Here is an 18,995-nt window from a genome sequence, read left to right on the forward strand (position 1 = left end):
TTATTCCTTCTTTCCTATTACTTTATAGACATGAACAGGTTCTTCTTTCCCTTTTACTTTTATAAAGCCTAAATCCTCGAAATTGAAATAATCCTTTGCAAAATTAAAAGTTTCTTCGCATACTAAAATTTCTCCCCCTTTTGCAATACTTTCCAACCTTTCTGCAAGATTAACCACAGCTCCGATAGCAGTATACTCCATTCTTTGGGTAGATCCGATTGTTCCTGCAACTGCTTCACCTGTTGTTATACCCATTCCAACCTCAAATGGAGGATATCCTTTTTCTTTCCATCCCTCTCTTAATTTATTTAATGCTTCCTGTATTTCGATGGCTGTATTAATAGCTCTAATGGGAGCATTTGAGTAGAAGATTGGAGCTCCAAATAGAGCCATTATGGCATCTCCTAAGAACTTATCAACTGTTCCTTCATATTTAAATATGATCTCCGTTGCTACTGTAAAATATTCATTCAGTATCTTTGTAATCTCTTCCGGTGTGAGGATATCTGAATAGTAGGTAAAGTTTCTAATATCTGCAAACATAACACTTATCCATTGCCTTTTTGTTTGCAATAGCTCTTGTCCAGGATTTGAAAGGATTATATCAACGACCGATGATGGTACAAATCTTTGAAAAACACTCTTTAGTTCTCTTTTTTCTCTTTGTTCTTTTAGAAAATTATATACAAGTGAAAATATGTAGGAAAAGATTATGGAAAATATTGGAGCTATTATAGGTAAAATCCATCCCCAATTAATAAAAGCTTGATTGCAAAGAATAATATAAACAATTATTAATGCAAGTATTAGAATTAGATTAATGTATCCTGAAAAGACTTTTTTAAAGGGAATAATTGGAATTGCTATGAAAATCAATGTGATTAAGTATAAAGGTATTCCCTCGTTTAAAGGACATAGAAATTTTTTGTTCAGTAAAGTAGCAATACTATTTGCATGGATTTCTACTCCTGGCATTTTACTTAGTCTCAAAGTAGAGCCCTTTCTTATATAGTGATAAAAGGGAGTGAAATGGGTATCATGAAGTGCCTCTGTAGTTGCTCCAATTAATACAATTTTATCTTTGAATATTTCCTTGGGTATATTCTCTTTTAATACGTCAGAGTAGGAAAAAGTTGGAAATTTATATAATCCACCTTTATAGTTTATATAGACCAAATTACTTGAATCTTTTGGTATTTTGGCAGTTTTTATGTATTCTAAAGGATTTAATGAAAGATAGGTAGAAACTATCAAAGTAGGAAAAGAAACATATTCTTTATCAAATATTTTAGATGTTAGTCCAAATCTTCTTATAAAGCCGTCTTCATCATAGATAGGGTTAACTAAGCCAACCTTTGTTTTCGATGAAAATATACTTAAGGGTTCAATAAGTCTTTTAATTGTGCCAAATCTTGGATCATTAAAACTTACATAAAAGCTTGCTAAAATAGTATCTTCCCCTAATATTTTAGAAAAATCTGAGTCTATTCTCTTATCTTCTTCGGTATCAAAATACACATCAAAAGCAATAACTTTTGCTTTATAATCCCTTAATTTTTTAATTAGTTGAATATGGTATCTTCTTGACCAAGGCCAATTTCCAAATTCCTCAATGGAGTTATCATCAATTGCAATGATAACTATAGGTTCATTAACTGGAAGCTCTCCGCGTATTTCAAATCTCCAATCAATAGTTTTTAATTCTAAAGTCCTAAACCAAGGAATTTGCATGAGGAGAAGGGTAAGGATAAAGGTTACAATTACTATTATAACCTTTACCCTTACCTCTACTAAAGTTCCTTTTTGTAAAGCATTAGTAAAAAGCTTCACTATATTTTAAAAGTATAACTTAGTATCTACGGAGTAGTAGTCTATTGGGTTACCATCTTTATCAAAGGTTCTTAGGATTTTGATAATTACGTCAATGTTTGAAGCAATGGGATATTGGACTTGACCAAAAAGTTTTGTATTTTCTGTTATAAAACTAAAGGGTCCAATAGGTATATCTTTTTGCTCATAAACTAAGACGCCATTTATTCGAGGACTTAGTCTTACAGCAAGCTCGCCATGAAGAGATGGAAGTCTATCTTGTAATGATTCATACAAAATTATTAATTCTGCAATATTCATTATTTTAGAGTTTACGCCTGCTAAGATTCCATTTATTCTTGTAGATGCAGGTGTAATAGAAGGTAAATTATTTGTTTGCTTATTTTTTTCATAGAAGGCATCAAAGTATCCAAAAGTAAAATTATCGGATATACTTCTTAACTGTACTTCTCCATTAATAAATCCTAAGAATCGGGCTTGTAATCCTAAAATTATTCCGTTTTCTGATGCTACATCAGTATTTGTAAGGTTTTCTCCATTATGAATAATTCTTTGGGCAAGAGATGCATATAAAACAATATCTTTTGATAGGAAATATCCGGCATCTGCACCAACTATTAATTGCTGTTTTGTATATGTAGCATCAAAGTCACCCATTGCATTTATTCCTACTTCAAATTTACTTAATGGTCTATAAAAGAGCCTTAATCCGTAGGTACTTAATGGATTTTCAGAGTATTCATACTCAAGCCCTTTTGAGAGATCATAAGTTAGTCTTAATCTGTAGGGGGAGGGAAGAAGTAGATTAGCTCCAAATTTTTGCTGTTGTCCTATACGTATCAGAAAAGCATGTAATTCGTTTGTAGAGTATCTATTTGCAATTAAGCCATAACCTAAATTGAAATTATCTATTGTTCCATATCTAAGTCCAAAAGAGGGAAGATTCAATTCTCCATATCTAAAACCTAAGTCGCAAAGGGTAACTCCCTTTCCATTTGTTAATAGAGCGACTTCTAACCCTAATTTTATAACTTGAAGATTTATCTCGGGTGTAAATGCAAATTTCATAAATAGTTCATTATCCCTGAATTCAGTTCCATAACCACCTTCATACTTAACAATATTGCTTTTAACTTCAGGTTGTATCTCCTTCATTTTCTCAGGTGGAATTTCTTCTGCTTTAGTCCTTTCCTCAATGTATCCTTTTACTCCCTCAATCTCTTTTTCTATATCTTTTCTATATTCTTGCACATTAAAGGGTTGGATTTCTCCTAATGTACCATCTGGTTTAATATCTACCTTAAAGCCTTCGTTTATAAATTTCTCTATTCCACCAACAGCTAAATATACAACTCCTGCAAATGTGTTTAGGAAAGTACTTCCATCCTCGTTTACTCCAATCACAAACTCTGTTCCTCTAACTCCTGCAACTGCTGTTGGTGTCTGAATCTCTACTCTATCACCTGATTTTAGTAATTTTTCTACTGTTGCCCAAACTTTTCCTATCCAGAGCTTGAAGATTGATGTTTCTTTTTCATCTGTTTTATCTAATTGAATAATATCAAGTTGTGTGTTTGCTGTTAGTTTTAATGTTGATTTATCAGAGAAAGTTATCGTTGCAGAAGAATTTTCTTGAACCCATATTCTGTCACCAGGATATAATGGCATGTTTAGTTTAGCTTTTTGGAAAACCTCACTTCCTGCTCTTTTCACATATACATTTCCTTTTATCATTGTTATAACTGCGTATCTTTTATCTTGGGTTTCTGCAAAAGAAATGCTGAATAGGAAGAGAAGAAGGAAAATTAACAAGAAGAAGCGTTTCATTTTTAACTCACCTCTTTAAATTTATTTTAATTCTGGTTATATTATAACAGTTTTTTAAGTAAATTAAGTGATCTTCGTCACATATTTCTTTTAAATAGATGATACAATCCTTTTAGGGTTAAATAAGGATCTATCTCTTTTATATATTTAGTGTATGGAACTATTCTTTTTGCCCATCCACCAGTGGCTATAATTCTTGGGGTAGTTTTTAGTTCTTTAATTTGTCTTTTTAGAATTCCATCTACAAGTCCAGCAAAACCAAATACAATTCCAGCCTGCATTGCGGAGATCGTATTTTTACCAAAAGAAGATGTAGGACTTGATATCTCAACTTGAGGCAATTTTGCAGTCTTTTCAAAAAGGGCATAGGCGGATGTACCAACTCCTGGAGCAATAGCTACTCCTAAAAATTTTTTGTTGTTAATTACGGAAAAAGTAGTTGCAGTTCCAAAGTCTACTGCAATTCCACAGCTTCCATATTCCTCATCAATGGCAACGACATTGCATATTAAATCTGCACCTACTTCTTTAGGGTTCTCTGTGTCAATGTAAATTCCTGTTTTTATGCCAGGCTCCACAATGAATGGTTTAAAATTAAATAGAAAATTAATCGCCTCCTCAAAAACAGGAGTAAGAGAAGGAACAACGGAAGCAATTGCAACCCCTTCAATCTCTGATAACTCTATATCACATTTTTTTAAAGTCCATTCTAATTTTAGAGCATATTCATAGTTTGTGGATTCTTTTATAGTAGCAAACTCAAAATGCTTTGAGATTTCTCCATCTTTAAAGAAGGCGATATCTATGTTTGAATTTCCAATATCTATGGTAAGAATCAAAATTAAACCTCCCTTCTTAGGAATCTCCTAATGGCTATACTTGTGGGGGTACATACAATAACTGCCAAAATTGATTCGGGAACTCCATGAAGAATTGCAACAGAAAGAGCAGTTTCAAAATTAAAAACTCCAAACAAAACTGCAAGTCCTAAGGTGCCTACTGTATTTGTCCAACTTCCTAAAAAGGAAGCAATAGATATAGAAACTATTTCTGGATTTTTATCTTTAAGGACTTGAAAGCATAAGACTGATATTAAATAGTCTACAATAAGCCATATGTATATAAATTGGCTAAGGTACTTATTGCCTAACCAAAATAGAAATAGAAAAATTATTAGAGATAAAACAAAAGAGCTATAAACTTTCCTTTTTTCACTTTTGCCTAAGATGTCATAAAGTCCTAAATAAACCAAACCAGATACAATACCAATAAAGGGACGAGCAGGAATTAACACCCAAAAGGGAGCAATATGACTAAAGTACAAAACAGTTATTAAACCGAATATTAGACCAACTAATCCTCCAAATAAAGGACCAAGCACAATTCCACCAATAATAGTAGGAAGGTGCATAATAGTGGCAGCTCCAGCAGGAGTTGGAAGAGGAACAAATCCCCATTGGGTGAATCCGAGAAGAAGAGTAATTCCAGAGATAGCACCAGCAAGAGTTAAAACTTTAGGATCTTTTAAATTTAACATTTTAAAACCTCCTTTCCAGCTCTCCTAAAAGGAGATGCTGTATTTTTTTTAATTTTGAGTTTATTTATGTGGTCTTGCTATGGTATTCCATATGCAAGCCACATAATTTAGGTTATATTATAATTATGAGGAAGAAAATTGCAATAGTTATATATTATACAAAAGAGAATAGATATAGTTACAATGCTTTATTGGGAGCATTAGAGAACTTGACTTTTTTTGATGAATTAGAAATATTCTTATGTTATAAGAAAGATGAGTTTTTCTCTAAGATTAATGATATCAAAGGAAAATATGAGAGGGTTATCATACTCCTGTCTTTTTTTACAACACAATTGTGGGAATTCAGAGAAATAATTGGGAAGATAAGAGAAATAAAAACTGAAAATACTTATATTGTTGCCGGTGGTCCCCATCCTACAGGTGATCCTTATGGTGTATTGAAGATGGGTTGTGATTATGTAGCTATTGGAGAAGGCGAAGAGCTAATTTTAAAACTGGTTGGAGATATTTTAGCGGGCAAAGATATTGGAGATTTAATATTAAAGTCTGAAAACAAATTTGTAGATTTAGATAAGTTTAATCCCTTTTCTCTAAAATTTGGTAAGTTTGGACCTATAGAGATAACAAGAGGTTGTCCATTTATGTGTTTCTATTGTCAGACCCCTAATATTTTTGGAGTGAAGGTGAGGCATAGAAGTGTTGAAAAAATATGTGAATTAGTGGAGATTATGAATAAAAGAAATTTAAAGGATATTAGGTTTATAACACCAAATGCCTTTTCTTATGGTTCAAAAGATGGTAAAAATATTAACCTAAAAGAAATAGAGAGGTTACTTGAAAATATTAGAAGAATTATTGGTAAAAGTGGAAAAATATATTTTGGGACGTTTCCTTCAGAAGTAAGACCAGAACATGTTAATGATGATACAATCAGATTAATTAAAGAGTATACTGATAATGATAATTTAGTGATTGGTGCACAATCTGGAAGCCCAAGAATTCTAAAACTTATTAATAGGGGACATACTGTTGATGATGTTTATAATGCAGTGGAAATTATAATTAAGAATAATTTAAAGGCTAATGTAGACATTATTTTTGGACTTCCATATGAAGAGGAAGAGGATATAAAACTTACCATCAAGTTTATTTTAGATCTTACTAAAATGGGAGCTAAAGTTCATGCTCACACTTTTATGCCACTTCCTCAAACATTTTTTGAAAAGATGCCGGCAGGCAAAATAAATAATGAGCTTTTAAAAACATTAAATAAGCTGATACCTAAGGGACTTGTTTTTGGTAATTGGAAAAAGCAAGAAGAATTAGGAAAGAAAATAGAAGAATATTTAAAAACTAAAACTTAGTTGGCTTAGTTCTTTAGGCTTTTTACCATTTATCAATATGAAGGGAGAGATTTTATCTATAGGTATGTCTAATTTTTCTAAATCTTTAATATCTTTTATTAACGATGTTTTTCTTTGATTTACTATCCTTCTTGCCCTTATAGGTCCTATTCCTGGCACTCTTAAAAGATCTTCGTAACTTGCTTTATTAATATCAATAGGGAAAAATTCAGGATGATTTAAAGCCCAAATTAATTTTGGGTCCTTATCTAAATAAAGATTTCCCTTTTCATCAAATATTATATCTTCCAAACTGAAATGGTACTTTCTTAATAGAAAATCTGCCTGGTAAAGTCTATGTTCTCTCCATGTAGGGGTTGGTGGTAAGTCTTCTAAGGGAGTATTGGAAATAGGTTGAAAAGCACTATAATATGCTCTGTTTAGATTATAATCCTTATAAAGGTTATTAACTATACTTAATATTTCGTAATCTTTTTCATTACTTGCTCCTACCACTAATTGGGTAGTAAATCCATATTTAGGTTTTAAACCTTTTGAAAAAAGCTTATTAATCAAGCCAATCTTTTTCACTAAATGACTAAAATTTTTCTCTGGGGCAATTTTTTCTAAATACTTTGCATCAGGAGCTTCGATATTAATTGAGACTCTATCTGAAAGTTCTAAAGCCCTAATTATATAATCCTCGTCTGATTCTGGAAGTATTTTTAGATGTATATAGCCAGTAAATTTATATTTTTCTCTTAGTATCTCTGCTACCTTAAGCATATCTTCCATTGTTCTTTTTGGTGATTTAGTAACTGCAGAACTTAAAAATAGCCCATCTACTAAGTTCCTTCTTTTCATTTCTAAAAATAGTTTTACTAATTCATCTACACTAAAACTGATTCTTTCAAAAGAGCGTTCTCTTCTATTTGCACAATAGTAGCAGTTATGAATACAATCGTTAGATAAAAGAGTTTTAAGTAATCTTACTGTTCTTCCATCTGGAAGAGTTGTGGGGTATATCCAGCCATTAATAGTACTTTTTCTTCTTATGGCTGATGGATCACATAAATAAGACCCACAAAGATCAAATTGTGCATCTTTTGTTAATATTTTTAATTTTTCCTCAATATGCATATTCTTTCTCAATCCTTGAAAATTTCTTTAGGCAATTCAAAGATTTCTATAATCTTTAGCTTTTCTAATAACTTCAAAAAATTTGTTATATCAGAATTATCTAAGTGATATCCTACTTTTTCTCCCATACTTTTGTAATACTGGAAAAACTCAATTAAGCTTGACTTAGGAAATAAGATTTTCTGACACAAAAGAAGAATTTCTCTGGAATTCCCAATAGCAAGTATTGGAACATTTTCAGGAATATTACTATTCCTATCCTTTTCCCATATTAAGACCAAAAAATATGAAGAATTTTCTATCTTCAATTTTTGTAAATCTTTTAATTGAATTTTTGATATTATATCATAAAAACCCTTGTAATTAAATATTGTTCGTGATATACTTTTTGCGAATTAAAACACACCCTCTCCGATTCCCTTGGGGGTGCTTTGGTGGCAAAGTTCCAAGGGAAGATGAAGAGAGGGGTGGAAAAAAACCAAAGAATTATGGAGGTGTAAATGGCACACGTATTAATGAAACAATTATTAGAAGCTGGTGTACATTTTGGACACCAAACAAAAAGATGGTGTCCCAAAATGAAGGAGTACATTTTTTCAGAGCGTAATGGTATCCACATTATTGATCTCCAAAAAACCTTAGTTAAACTTGAGGAGGCGTATGAATTCCTCAAGGAACAGGCTAAGGAAGGTAAAACATTCTTATTTGTTGGCACTAAAAAACAAGCCCAACAAACTATTGAAGAAGAAGCAAAAAGATGTTCTGCTTATTATGTGAATCAGAGATGGTTAGGTGGTATGCTAACTAATTTTACTACAATTAAGTCTCGTATTGACTACATGATTCAATTAGAGCAGATGAAGCAGGATGGAAGATGGGAAAGACTTCCTAAGAAAGAAGCATTAAAATTGGAGAGGGAATTACAGAAGTTAGTGAAGATTTTTGATGGTTTAAGGGGCATGGAAAGAGTTCCTGATGTTGTTTTTATTGTAGATCCTAAGAGAGAAGAGATTGCGGTTAAAGAGGCAAGAAGACTCAATATACCAATAGTAGCAATAGTAGATACAAATTGTGACCCTGAGCTTATTGATTATCCAATTCCTGGTAATGATGATGCTATAAGGGCTGTTAAGTTGATAGTATCAAAGATGGCAGATGCCATTATAGAGGGTAGAGAATTGAGAGCAAAAGAAATAGAGCTTCAAGAGAAAGAAGCTGAAGTTAGTCAATAAGGAGGTTGGTAGAGTCATGGAAGTTTCTTTGGAAATGATTAAGGAGTTAAGGGAAAAGACTGGTGCAGGAGTAATGGATGCCAAGAGGGCATTAGAAGAAGCCAATGGAGACATGGAAAAAGCAATACTTATATTAAGAGAAAAGGGAATAGTTAAAGCAGCAAAGAAGGCAACAAGAGTAGCTAAAGAGGGAGTAATTGAGGCTTATATTCATACTGGTGCTAAACTTGGAGTTTTATTAGAACTAAATTGTGAGACAGACTTTGTAGCAAGGACTGATGAGTTTAAAAATCTTGCAAAAGAATTATGTTTACAGATTGCAGGGATGAATCCTCTATATGTAAGTAAAGAAGATGTACCAAAGGAGGTAATAGATAGAGAGATAAGTATTTATAGGACTCAATTGGAAAAAGAAGGAAAACCTGCCCATGTAATTGATAAAATCATTGAGGGAAAATTAGAGAAATTTTATGAAGAGGTTTGTTTGTTAGAACAGCCCTTTGTAAGGAATCCAGAAATAAAGGTAAAGGATTTAATAACCGAAGCGGTTGCAAAGCTTGGAGAGAATATTGTAGTTAGAAGATTTACTCGATATGTAGTTGGAGAGGAAGAGTAGTTTATGTCTTCCATTAAATTTAAGAGGATTCTTTTAAAACTATCTGGTGAGATTTTTAGTGGTCCTCAAGGATTTGGATTAGATGCAAATAAGATTTCACAAATAGCGGAAGATATTAAAGAAGTACATGATTTAGGAGTAGAAATAGGAGTAGTAGTGGGAGGGGGGAATATTTTTAGAGGTAGAGAGGCAAAAAGTTTAGGAATAGATAGAGTTACAGCGGATTACATGGGTATGTTAGCAACAGTGATAAATGCATTAGCGCTTCAGGATGCCTTAGAGAAATTAGGAGTTAATACAAGGGTTCAAACTGCTATTGAGATGAGACAAGTGGCAGAACCTTTTATAAGGAGAAGAGCTATTAGACATTTAGAAAAAGGAAGAGTAGTAATATTTGCTGCTGGAACAGGTAATCCCTTTTTTACAACAGATACTGCTGCTGTTTTACGAGCTTCTGAAATTAAGGCGGAGGTTATATTGAAGGAAACAAAAGTTGATGGAGTTTACACTGCAGATCCTTTTAAAGATCCTAATGCAAAAAAGTTTGATACAATAAACGCTTTGGATTTTTTAAGTTTGAGATTAGAGGCTTTAGATGCTACAGCAGTTTCTTTATCTATGGAGAATAAAATACCAATAATAGTTTTTTCTATGTCAGAGAAAGGAAATCTTAAAAAAATTATTCAGGGGGAGAAGATTGGTACTTATATAGGACCTTAAAAGGGTAGAGGAGGGAGAAAAATGGGCAGGGAAAATTTCAAAGAAATTGAAGAAAAGATGAAAAAAACAATTGAGGCTGTTAAGAAGGAACTACAAGGCATAAGAACAGGTAAACCATCTATTGGCTTGTTTGACGAAATAAAGGTGAGTTATTATGGCAATATGATGCCGATAAATCAAGTTGCCAGTCTCAAATTGGGCGAGGGAAGAACAGTAATTATTCAACCCTGGGATAAAAATGTAATCTCTGAAATTGAAAAAGCTATTTTAAAGTCAAATCTTGGTTTAAATCCACAAAGTGATGGACAGACTATAAGAGTGGTTTTCCCTCCATTGTCAGAGGAAAGAAGAAAAGAGCTGGTGAAAGTAGCCCATAAAGAAGCTGAAAATGGAAGAGTAGCTATTAGAAATATTCGCAGGGACTATTTAGAGATATTCAAAAAAGAAAAACAAGAAGGAAAGATTTCTGAAGATGAATTTCACAGATTACAGGAGGATTTGCAAAAGCTAACTGATAAATATATTGAAGAGATTGATAAACTCTTATCAATGAAAGAAAAGGAAATTATGGAAGTGTAATAAATGGGAAGTTTTTTGGGTTGGAAATTAAAAGATGTTTTAAAAGTAATACCCCCAGAGAAAATCAAATTTGATATAGACTATCCCTTTCAAATGCAAGAAGCCTTTGGAGATTTAAGGGTAATTATGGAAAAGGAAGAAAATGGATATTATTACTTTACCCTAAGTTATGAAAACTATCAGGAAAGAAGATGAAGTTAGATATTCCAAAAGAAAAATTACCAAAACATATAGCGTTTATTATGGATGGAAATGGGAGGTGGGCCCAAAAAAGGGGACTTCCAAGAATCATGGGACATAGGGAAGGAGCATTGGTGGTTGATAAAATCTGTGAAACTGCCTTTTCATGGGGAATATATTATCTTACCTTTTTCGCTTTCTCTACTGAAAATTGGAAGAGACCAAGGGATGAAGTAGAAGGATTAATGCAACTCCTAAATGAGAGTATTGATAAATTTAGAGATAAGCTTATAAATAATGATATTCAATTGAGGGTTATAGGTAAAATTCATGAATTACCAGAATATTTGCAAAATAGAATAAATAAAGTAGTATCTGAGACTAAGGAAGGGAAAAATGGAGTAGTCACAATTGCTCTAAATTACGGTGGAAGATGGGATATTGTTAATGCATGCAGTAAAATATTAGAAGATTATTCCAATGGCTCTATAAGAAAAGAAGATTTGTCAGAAGAAATTTTTAAAGAATATTTATCAACTAAGGATATTCCTGATCCTGATTTACTAATTAGAACCAGTGGGGAATATAGAATCAGTAATTTCCTTTTATGGCAAATTGCATATACAGAGCTTTGGTTTACAAGTAAATATTGGCCTGATTTTAATGAAGAAGATTTAAGACAGGCTTGTTATGAATATATGAATAGAAAAAGACGTTTTGGGGGTTTATAGTGCTACAAAGAATTATTACTGGACTTTGGGGAGTTCCGCTAATATTGTGGAGTATTTATTTAGGTGACCAAATTTTTTTTATATTGATTTTTGTTATATCTGGATTTGGGCTTTGGGAATTTTACTCTTTGTTAGAAAAATACAATTATAATCCCCTTAAATTAGAAGGAATTATTTTTGGATTAATCTATTTGGCTTTTATCTATCTTGGATCAAGAAGAGCAATAACTATTGCCTTACCTGTTTTGATAGTAGTTTTGCTTATTTATGAGCTTTTTCAAAAAAAGAGGAGAATAGACGATATAGCTCTAACATTTTTAGGGTTTTTTTATATTCCTTTTCTTTTGAGTTATTTTCTGATTCTTAGAAATATTCCTCATGGAGATAAAATTTGTTATTTTACCTTTATATTAATCTGGGTATCTGACTCCTTTGCCTATTTTACAGGTAAAGCTTTAGGAAGACATCCATTAGCTCCTTCTATTAGTCCAAAAAAAACTATTGAGGGAACTATTGGTGGTATAATTTTCTCCGCTCTTGCTTCTTTATTGTTTTCCCATTTGTATTCATGGCATCCATTCCCAACCTTTATTACAGGTTTGGCTGTTGGAATTATGGGACAATTAGGTGATTTAGTAGAGTCAATGCTTAAGAGAGAAATAGGTGTAAAAGACTCATCTTCTTTGCTTCCTGGACATGGAGGAATTTTAGATAGATTTGATAGTTTAATTTTTGCAGGACCAACAGTTTATTATTTCTTGAATCTTCTAAGAATTATTTAATATGAAGAGGGTAATAATATTTGGAGCCACAGGCTCTATAGGATTACAAACCTTAGAAGTTATAAGAGAAAATCCAGATGAGTTTGAAATAGTAGGATTAGCGGTAAGAGAGAATGTAAAATTACTTAGTAGGTTAGCAGAAGAATTCAAGCCAAAATATTTAGCTATATATAGCCAAAAAGAAGATTTTCCTCTACTATCTTATAATCCTCAGATTTACACAGGGAAAGAGGGACTTGAGACTTTAGCAAGTGTACCTGCGGATCTAATAGTAATGGCAATATCTGGAATAAGTGCTATCTATCCTACAAAAGTTGCAATTCAATTGGGAAGAAAAGTTGCAATGGCAACTAAGGAGGTTATAGTCACTGCGGGTAAATTTATAAAAAACTGGCTTACAAACTCTAAGGCGGAGATAATTCCTGTGGATAGTGAGCATAGTGCTATTTTTCAACTATTACAAGGAAGGGGAGATATTGAAAGAATAATTCTTACAGCATCAGGGGGTCCCTTTTATAATAAAGATCTAAATTACATAATGAATGCGGGGATTGAAGAGGTTTTAAAACATCCTCGTTGGAACATGGGTAAAAAAACCACCATAGATTCCGCAAATTTGGTTAACAAAGCGTTAGAAATTATTGAAGCTCATTATTTATTTGATTTTCCATATAATAGAATTGATGTGATAATTCATCCGCAAAGTATTGTACATGGTATTATAAGGTTTTCTGATGGTAGTTTTATGGCTCATTTATCTCCAACAGATATGCGTTTTGCTATTCAGTATGCTCTTTTTTATCCAAAAAGAAGTAGCTATGTATGGCAGGAATTAGATTTTTCAAACTTAAACTTAGAATTTAGATCAGTGGATTATGATAAGTTTCCTATAATAAGATATGTATATGATTTTGTAGAAAAAGGAGATATTTATCCAGTAATATTGGCAGTTTCTGATGAAATACTTGTTAATGCCTTTTTGGAGGGTAGAATAAAATTCTATAGAATTGTTCCTTTGATAATTAAGATAATGGAAAGTTGGAATGATAAAATACAAATAGATTCTTTAGATGATTTGTTTGAAGCTATTGAATTAATTAAAAATAAAGCTCAATATCTAATTGAGAGGGAGGACTATTGAAAAAATGAGAAAATGGAAAATGAAAAAAAGAATAGAGGTAAAGGAAGATGGGAGATTAATGTATTATTATGATTTTGAATTGGAGGGGGAAATAGAAGATGAGCAGTGAGTTAAGATGGCATCCATTTTTAAAGGAATGGGTTATAGTTGCTGGTAAAGTACAAGAAAGACCGGTTCTTCCAGCAAAAAATGCTTGTCCTCTTTGCTATGGTGGTGCTGAAGTACCAAAACCTTTTGATGTGGCAGTGTTTGAAAATAGGTACCCTTCTTTAACAAAAGAGGTCAATGATGTAACTCCTTTTGAAGATGAAATATATAAAAGAAGGGGAGGACAAGGGGTTTGTGAGGTGGTTCTCTATACTATGGATCATGATTCAGCACTCTCAAGGATGCCTTTGGAGCAAATAGAAAAATTGGTTTTGGTTTGGGAAGATAGATATAAAGATCTTAGTTCTTTACCTTTTGTAGAGTATGTACAAATTTTTGAAAATAGAGGGGAAATTGTTGGAGTCTCTTTACATCATCCTCATGGTCAGATATATGCTATGCCTTTTATACCACCAATCATTGAGAAAGAGATAAATTCTGCAAAAGAATTTTGGAATAATTACAATAAGTGTCTTTTTTGTTCTGTCTTAGAAAGAGAAGTAAAGGAAGAAATTAGAGTTGTTTATGAGAATAAATATTTTGTAGCTTTTATGCCTTACTATGGTAAATTCCCTTTTGAGCTTCATATCTATCCTAAAAGACACTTAGGATCTCTTGTGGAGATGACTTATGCAGAAAAGATGTACCTGGCGGAAATAATTCAAAAAATAACTAAAGGGTATGACAACGTCTATGGCTACAACTTTTCCTATATGATGCTCCTTCATCAAAAACCATCTAAAGGTGATTATCCTTTTTATCATTTTCACATTGAATTTTATTCTCTTCATAGAGACAGGGATAAAATTAAGTATCTTGCCAGTATAGAGTCTGGAACTGGAACCTTTGTTAATCCTTTATCTCCTGAGGATTCAGCAAGACTATTGAGGGATAGTATAAGGAGGCTCTCATTATGAGTTTGAAAGATTTTTTTGGAAATCTTGATAAGGTTAGAGGTTTTCAGGCTCCTGGTAGAATAAATCTAATTGGAGAGCATACTGATTATCATTTTGGCTTTGTTTTGCCATGTGCAATCAATAGACATTTTAAATTTTATATAAGAGAGAATAATACAAAGAAAGTAAGGGTATATTCAAATAACTTTTCTGAGGTATGTGAAATTGATCTTGATAATATTGAATATAGTTACGAATATCCTTGGAGTAATTATATTAGAGGAGTATTAAAAGAAATAAAAGAGAAGGTAAAAGAGATTCCTGGATTTGATGGTTACGTAGATAGTGATATTCCTATGGGAGCTGGGCTTTCCAGCTCTGCTGCCTATGAGGTATCTGTAGCTTATGGAGTTTGTAAATATTTCAATTTTTCAATAGATCTATTAGATATAGTGAAGTTATCACAGAGGGCTGAAAATGAGTTTGTTGGAGCAAGATGTGGGATTATGGATCAATTTATTTCTGCCTTTGGGAAGGAAAAGCATGCCCTTTTAATAGATACTCGTTCCTTAGAGTATCAGTATATTCCCTTTGATATAAATAGAAAGAATTTAGAACTTGTAGTTATAGATACAAAAGTTAAACATTCAATTGCTGGAGAGGGTTATTCTACAAGAAGAAGAGAAGGGGAGGAGGCAGTTGAAATATTAAAGAAATATCTTCCTATAACATCTCTAAGGGATTTAGATGAGGATGGATTTAAAAAAGCCATGGAGGTTTTACCGACCGTATTAAGAAAGAGAGTAGAACATGTTTATAATGAAAACAGAAGGGTATTGGAATTTGTTAAAGCTCTTAAGGAAGATAGATGGGAAGCTTTAAAAGACTTGATGTTAGAATCTCATAACAGTCTTAGATACCTATATGAGGTTACCTGTGATGAGTTAGATTTTCTTGTGGAAAAGGCTTTAGAATATAATGCTTTTGCATCAAGAATGACAGGAGGAGGTTTTGGAGGATCGACTATCAATCTTGTTCACAGTAACATATTAGATGATTGGACTAACAAAATAAAAGAAAGCTATAAAGAAAGATTTGGATTTTATCCAGATGTGTATGTATTAGAGACATCAGATGGGGTAAAGGAAATATAATGGTTGTGCTATAATATATTTGGGAGGTGATATATTCAAATACCTAATTTGGATATTAGATGATAGATGCAATCTTAATTGTAGTCACTGTTATGTACATTCTCGCGGTTGGAGAAGAGAAATAACTAAGGAGAGAGGATTAAAGTTAATTGAAGAAATTAGTTCTTTAGGTTTTACAGATATAGATTTTACAGGTGGGGAACCTTTATTAATCCCAGAAATTTTTGATTATATTAGAAAATCTAAAAACCTGGGCTTAAACGTATCAATAAACACAAATGGAATATTACTTAATGAGGAAATAATTGATTTTTTAAAAGAAAATAATGTTTATGTATATGTTTCCGTTGATGGTCCTTTCAAAGAGATATACGAAAAGGTTAGAGGAGCAAATACTTTTGATAAGTTATCTAACAACTTGAAATTATTAAAAGAAAAAAATCTTAAATATTCAATTATATTCTCTATATCAAAACTAAATTACAAGTATGCAAAAGATATGGTTTCATTTGCAAAGAAATATAATGCTAAGTTATGTATGATTCCTGTTATTCCTTCTGGAGAAGCTAAAAAAAATGAAATTTACATAGAAAAAGATGAATTAATATCTGCTATAAGGGAAGTTAAAGATTGTGCAGAGATTAATAAATATACTGTAGAGATATGGTGTGCACCGTTTTTAAGACTTCTATTTAATTCCCCATATCTCGAAATCGATAGTTGTCCTATAACAGAAGTTCTTGATATATCACCAAATGGTGATGTATTACTATGCGATGTTATTGATTTGCCTTTATCTGAGATTAGAACTAAATCCCTTAAAGAGGCAATAGAAGAAGTGATAGAGCATCCTTTATATAAAGAGGTTACAAAGATAAAAGACGACTGTAAAGGATGTAAAATAGAAGAATTCTGTAAAGGTGGATGTTTTGCAAGATCTTATATCTTAACTAAAAGTCTCTTGAGTAAAGATCCTTACTGTCCTAAGGTATCAACAGGTGTGTTATAAAATAAAAGGGAGGAGTTTTTCATACTCCTCCCTTTTTTAAAATTATCCAAATAGTATTTTCATGCTTTCTTCATGGTCTAAGTCCATAACGTAAGGAATTCCAGTTACTCGTGCTGCTTCTTCTGTTAATGCTACAAGATCATCTCTTGATATATATTCTAATTTAAACTTTCTTGCTCCTGCCATAAATTGTTTTAATCCTACTGCAAGTCTATCAAAGTACCCATACACTCCTAAAGCGGATGGAGGAATCTTTTTCCAGTCTTCCCCATAAATCTTCTTCATTTCTGCAACAGCAGTAAATATTTCCTCAATTTCATCACCATATTCTTTATATTCTGCTGGAACTTTACCAGATTTTACCATCTCACCTATAGTTTTACCAACCATTGCTGCTGTTAAAGTGGCTCTTCCCATTGCCACTAATTTTACATAGGGTGCACCTAAAGCAAGTCCCTTAAAAATATGATCTTCCATTGTAAATCCACCTGCAATTGCTATTGCTGGAACATGCTTTCCTTTTTCTGCAAGCATTTTTGCATATTTATATGTTAAAGATTCTAAGTATACTGTTGGAATTCCCCATTCATTCATCATTCTCCATGGGCTCATGCCAGTACCACCACCAGCTCCATCTACGATCAATAAATCTATCTTACCCTCAGAAGCTGCCTTTAAAGCTAAAGCTAAATCCTTAGGTCTGTAGGCACCGGTTTTTAAAGATATATATTTTGCTCCAGCTTTTCTTAATTCTTCTACTCTCTTGAGAAAGCCTTCTAAGGATGCCATACCAAGGCGTGAATGTCTTTCAAATTCTTTGATTCCTCCCTTTTTGGCTAAATCCTGAATTACGGGATCATCTGGATCAGGAAAGACAATATAACCCCTATCTTTTAATTGTTTTGCTCTTTCTAAACTACTTAGCTTAATCTCACCACCTATATCCTTTGCTCCTTGTCCCCACTTAATCTCGACAAATTGAATTCCTAATTTTTCAATAACATATTCTAAAACTCCTAATCTATTATCTTCTACATTCTCTTGAACAATTATTCCACCGTATCCATCTCTTTGCCATTCTTTAAATAATCTTACTCTTCTTTCCATTTCTGGAGATTTTACAACTCTTCCATTTTTAAATTCTGCATCAGGATCAACTCCACAAACATTTTCTCCTATTCCAACCATAGTACCAAAGATTGCAGAACCGATTGCAACTCCTTCCCAGTTATCTCTTGCGATGAAAGTTGAACCTAAACCTGTGGTGAACCATGGGGCTCTAAGTTTAATATCTCCTATTCTTGTTTCAATATCAACAGCTGGGAAAGTTGCTTTATCGGGGTCGGGTTCAACACCAAGGGCACCTACACAAGTTCCATTAATATTTAGATGGGAAAAGTCTATTGGATAGTCCTTTTGAGAGCCTGATGTTATTTTTCCATATGGCTTGGGATAAATATATTCCCTTCCTCTAATAGCGGATTTACCTATTTCACAGAATCCAGGACATCCCTCCTCACAAGTTACACACATACCACTAAAAGGAGAGTAGTCCCTTAAACGGAGTCTTGTATTGGTAGCTTCAGAAAAATTAGGTCTGGAAAAAGACATAGAAAGACACCTCCTCAGAAAATTTTTTGGGATTTTATGCCTCGCTGCATAAAAGTATTTTGTAGGATTTTAATACTTAAAAATTTAATTGTCAATAGGTAAATGTTTGCTTATTGCCTTTTATAATTATAAAAAATAAGCCATTTAAATCAAATAAATGGGCGTTTTCTTAGGAAATGATTTAAGTATTCTTAAATATCAGAAAGGGTATATATTTACTTTTTCTTCTACCTCATTACTATTATTATTACTATACTGGTACCTATGTCCATACCTATTTGCCCATTTACCCAATTATGACTGATCTGTAATCATTTTTAATCACCCCCAATCATAAGCACAATTCTTCCTTTCTTGCTTATCTTTAACCTCAATCTTAATATCTCAATTATTCTTAAGGCAAAATTTATGAAGCTTATTATTCCTCTCTTTAATTCCTCTTTTAATAACTTTATTCTATGCTCTCCCTTCTCTATTTTTGATGTTAAGTAAATAACTAACAATGCTCCCATAAATA

General features: G+C 32.5%; 20 protein-coding genes. 12 read left to right on the top strand and 8 right to left on the bottom strand.

The genetic code is table 11. The annotated features are described in order from the left end of the window. From CBR30_08515 to CBR30_08530, 4 genes are all read right to left on the bottom strand, one after another. Positions 1-1,731, bottom strand: a complete 1,731-nt coding sequence (locus CBR30_08515) for an adenylate/guanylate cyclase domain-containing protein (protein PMQ00960.1) — start codon at positions 1,729-1,731, stop codon at positions 1-3. A gap of 105 nt (positions 1,732-1,836) precedes the next feature. Further along, positions 1,837-3,657: a hypothetical protein gene (locus CBR30_08520; GenBank protein PMQ00941.1), complete on the bottom strand. Its 1,821-nt coding sequence runs from the start codon at positions 3,655-3,657 to the stop codon at positions 1,837-1,839. A 77-nt stretch (positions 3,658-3,734) separates the two neighbouring features. Then, on the bottom strand, positions 3,735-4,496 hold the full coding sequence (locus tag CBR30_08525; protein ID PMQ00942.1) for a pantothenate kinase: 762 nt from the start codon (positions 4,494-4,496) through the stop codon (positions 3,735-3,737). A 2-nt stretch (positions 4,497-4,498) separates the two neighbouring features. After that, positions 4,499-5,194 carry an ECF transporter S component gene (locus CBR30_08530; GenBank protein ID PMQ00943.1) on the bottom strand — a complete coding sequence of 232 codons (696 nt, stop codon included), beginning with the start codon at positions 5,192-5,194 and terminating at the stop codon, positions 4,499-4,501. Between the two features lie 125 nt (positions 5,195-5,319). On the opposite strand from CBR30_08530, the gene CBR30_08535 reads away from it, so the two are divergent. Next, positions 5,320-6,561: a B12-binding domain/radical SAM domain-containing protein gene (locus CBR30_08535; protein ID PMQ00961.1), complete on the top strand. Its 1,242-nt coding sequence runs from the start codon at positions 5,320-5,322 to the stop codon at positions 6,559-6,561. Here CBR30_08535 and CBR30_08540 read toward each other — a convergent pair. After that, positions 6,544-7,680, bottom strand: coding sequence for a putative DNA modification/repair radical SAM protein (locus CBR30_08540; protein PMQ00944.1), 1,137 nt, complete (start codon positions 7,678-7,680; stop codon positions 6,544-6,546). The two genes, CBR30_08535 and CBR30_08540, sit on opposite strands and share 18 nt — an antisense overlap. A gap of 8 nt (positions 7,681-7,688) precedes the next feature. Then, entirely contained in the window at positions 7,689-7,982 is a 294-nt protein-coding gene (locus CBR30_08545; protein PMQ00962.1) for a hypothetical protein, read from the bottom strand. Between the two features lie 198 nt (positions 7,983-8,180). Between CBR30_08545 and rpsB the strand changes: the two genes are divergently transcribed. The 11 genes from rpsB to CBR30_08600 all read left to right on the top strand — a co-directional run bounded on the left by rpsB (position 8,181) and on the right by CBR30_08600 (position 16,867). Next, on the top strand, positions 8,181-8,912 hold the full coding sequence (gene rpsB, locus CBR30_08550) for a 30S ribosomal protein S2 (protein ID PMQ00945.1): 732 nt from the start codon (positions 8,181-8,183) through the stop codon (positions 8,910-8,912). 16 nt (positions 8,913-8,928) lie between these two features. Further along, positions 8,929-9,528 carry a translation elongation factor Ts gene (gene tsf, locus CBR30_08555; protein PMQ00946.1) on the top strand — a complete coding sequence of 200 codons (600 nt, stop codon included), beginning with the start codon at positions 8,929-8,931 and terminating at the stop codon, positions 9,526-9,528. A gap of 3 nt (positions 9,529-9,531) precedes the next feature. After that, positions 9,532-10,248, top strand: coding sequence for a UMP kinase (locus CBR30_08560; GenBank protein ID PMQ00947.1), 717 nt, complete (start codon positions 9,532-9,534; stop codon positions 10,246-10,248). Positions 10,249-10,269: 21 nt separating this feature from the next. Beyond that, the gene (locus CBR30_08565; protein PMQ00948.1) at positions 10,270-10,827 is read left to right on the top strand and encodes a ribosome recycling factor; all 558 of its coding nucleotides are present in this window, start codon (positions 10,270-10,272) and stop codon (positions 10,825-10,827) included. A 3-nt stretch (positions 10,828-10,830) separates the two neighbouring features. After that, complete coding sequence (locus CBR30_08570; GenBank protein ID PMQ00949.1) at positions 10,831-11,022, top strand: hypothetical protein; 192 nt, start codon at positions 10,831-10,833, stop codon at positions 11,020-11,022. Further along, the gene (locus CBR30_08575; protein ID PMQ00950.1) at positions 11,019-11,738 is read left to right on the top strand and encodes an isoprenyl transferase; all 720 of its coding nucleotides are present in this window, start codon (positions 11,019-11,021) and stop codon (positions 11,736-11,738) included. Before CBR30_08570 ends, CBR30_08575 begins: the two co-directional genes overlap by 4 nt. Then, on the top strand, positions 11,738-12,520 hold the full coding sequence (locus CBR30_08580) for a phosphatidate cytidylyltransferase (GenBank protein PMQ00951.1): 783 nt from the start codon (positions 11,738-11,740) through the stop codon (positions 12,518-12,520). The genes CBR30_08575 and CBR30_08580 overlap by 1 nt, the downstream gene beginning before the upstream one ends. Before the next feature lies 1 nt (position 12,521). After that, the gene (locus tag CBR30_08585) at positions 12,522-13,661 is read left to right on the top strand and encodes a 1-deoxy-D-xylulose-5-phosphate reductoisomerase (protein ID PMQ00952.1); all 1,140 of its coding nucleotides are present in this window, start codon (positions 12,522-12,524) and stop codon (positions 13,659-13,661) included. Positions 13,662-13,759: 98 nt separating this feature from the next. Continuing rightward, the gene (galT, locus tag CBR30_08590; protein PMQ00953.1) at positions 13,760-14,725 is read left to right on the top strand and encodes a galactose-1-phosphate uridylyltransferase; all 966 of its coding nucleotides are present in this window, start codon (positions 13,760-13,762) and stop codon (positions 14,723-14,725) included. Beyond that, entirely contained in the window at positions 14,722-15,858 is a 1,137-nt protein-coding gene (gene galK / locus CBR30_08595; protein PMQ00954.1) for a galactokinase, read from the top strand. Before galT ends, galK begins: the two co-directional genes overlap by 4 nt. Before the next feature lie 31 nt (positions 15,859-15,889). Next, positions 15,890-16,867, top strand: a complete 978-nt coding sequence (locus CBR30_08600; GenBank protein PMQ00963.1) for a radical SAM/SPASM domain-containing protein — start codon at positions 15,890-15,892, stop codon at positions 16,865-16,867. Positions 16,868-16,909: 42 nt separating this feature from the next. Here the strand turns inward: CBR30_08600 and CBR30_08605 are convergent, their stop codons facing one another. Together CBR30_08605 and CBR30_08610 are read right to left on the bottom strand one after the other, a co-directional pair. Then, a complete protein-coding gene (locus tag CBR30_08605) occupies positions 16,910-18,478 on the bottom strand; it encodes an FMN-binding glutamate synthase family protein (GenBank protein PMQ00955.1) in 1,569 nt (522 codons plus the stop codon). Between the two features lie 317 nt (positions 18,479-18,795). Next, positions 18,796-18,990 carry a hypothetical protein gene (locus CBR30_08610; protein ID PMQ00956.1) on the bottom strand — a complete coding sequence of 65 codons (195 nt, stop codon included), beginning with the start codon at positions 18,988-18,990 and terminating at the stop codon, positions 18,796-18,798. Positions 18,991-18,995 lie beyond the last annotated feature (5 nt).

Source organism: Dictyoglomus sp. NZ13-RE01 (assembly GCA_002878375.1).
In the GTDB taxonomy this organism is placed as follows: domain Bacteria; phylum Dictyoglomota; class Dictyoglomia; order Dictyoglomales; family Dictyoglomaceae; genus NZ13-RE01.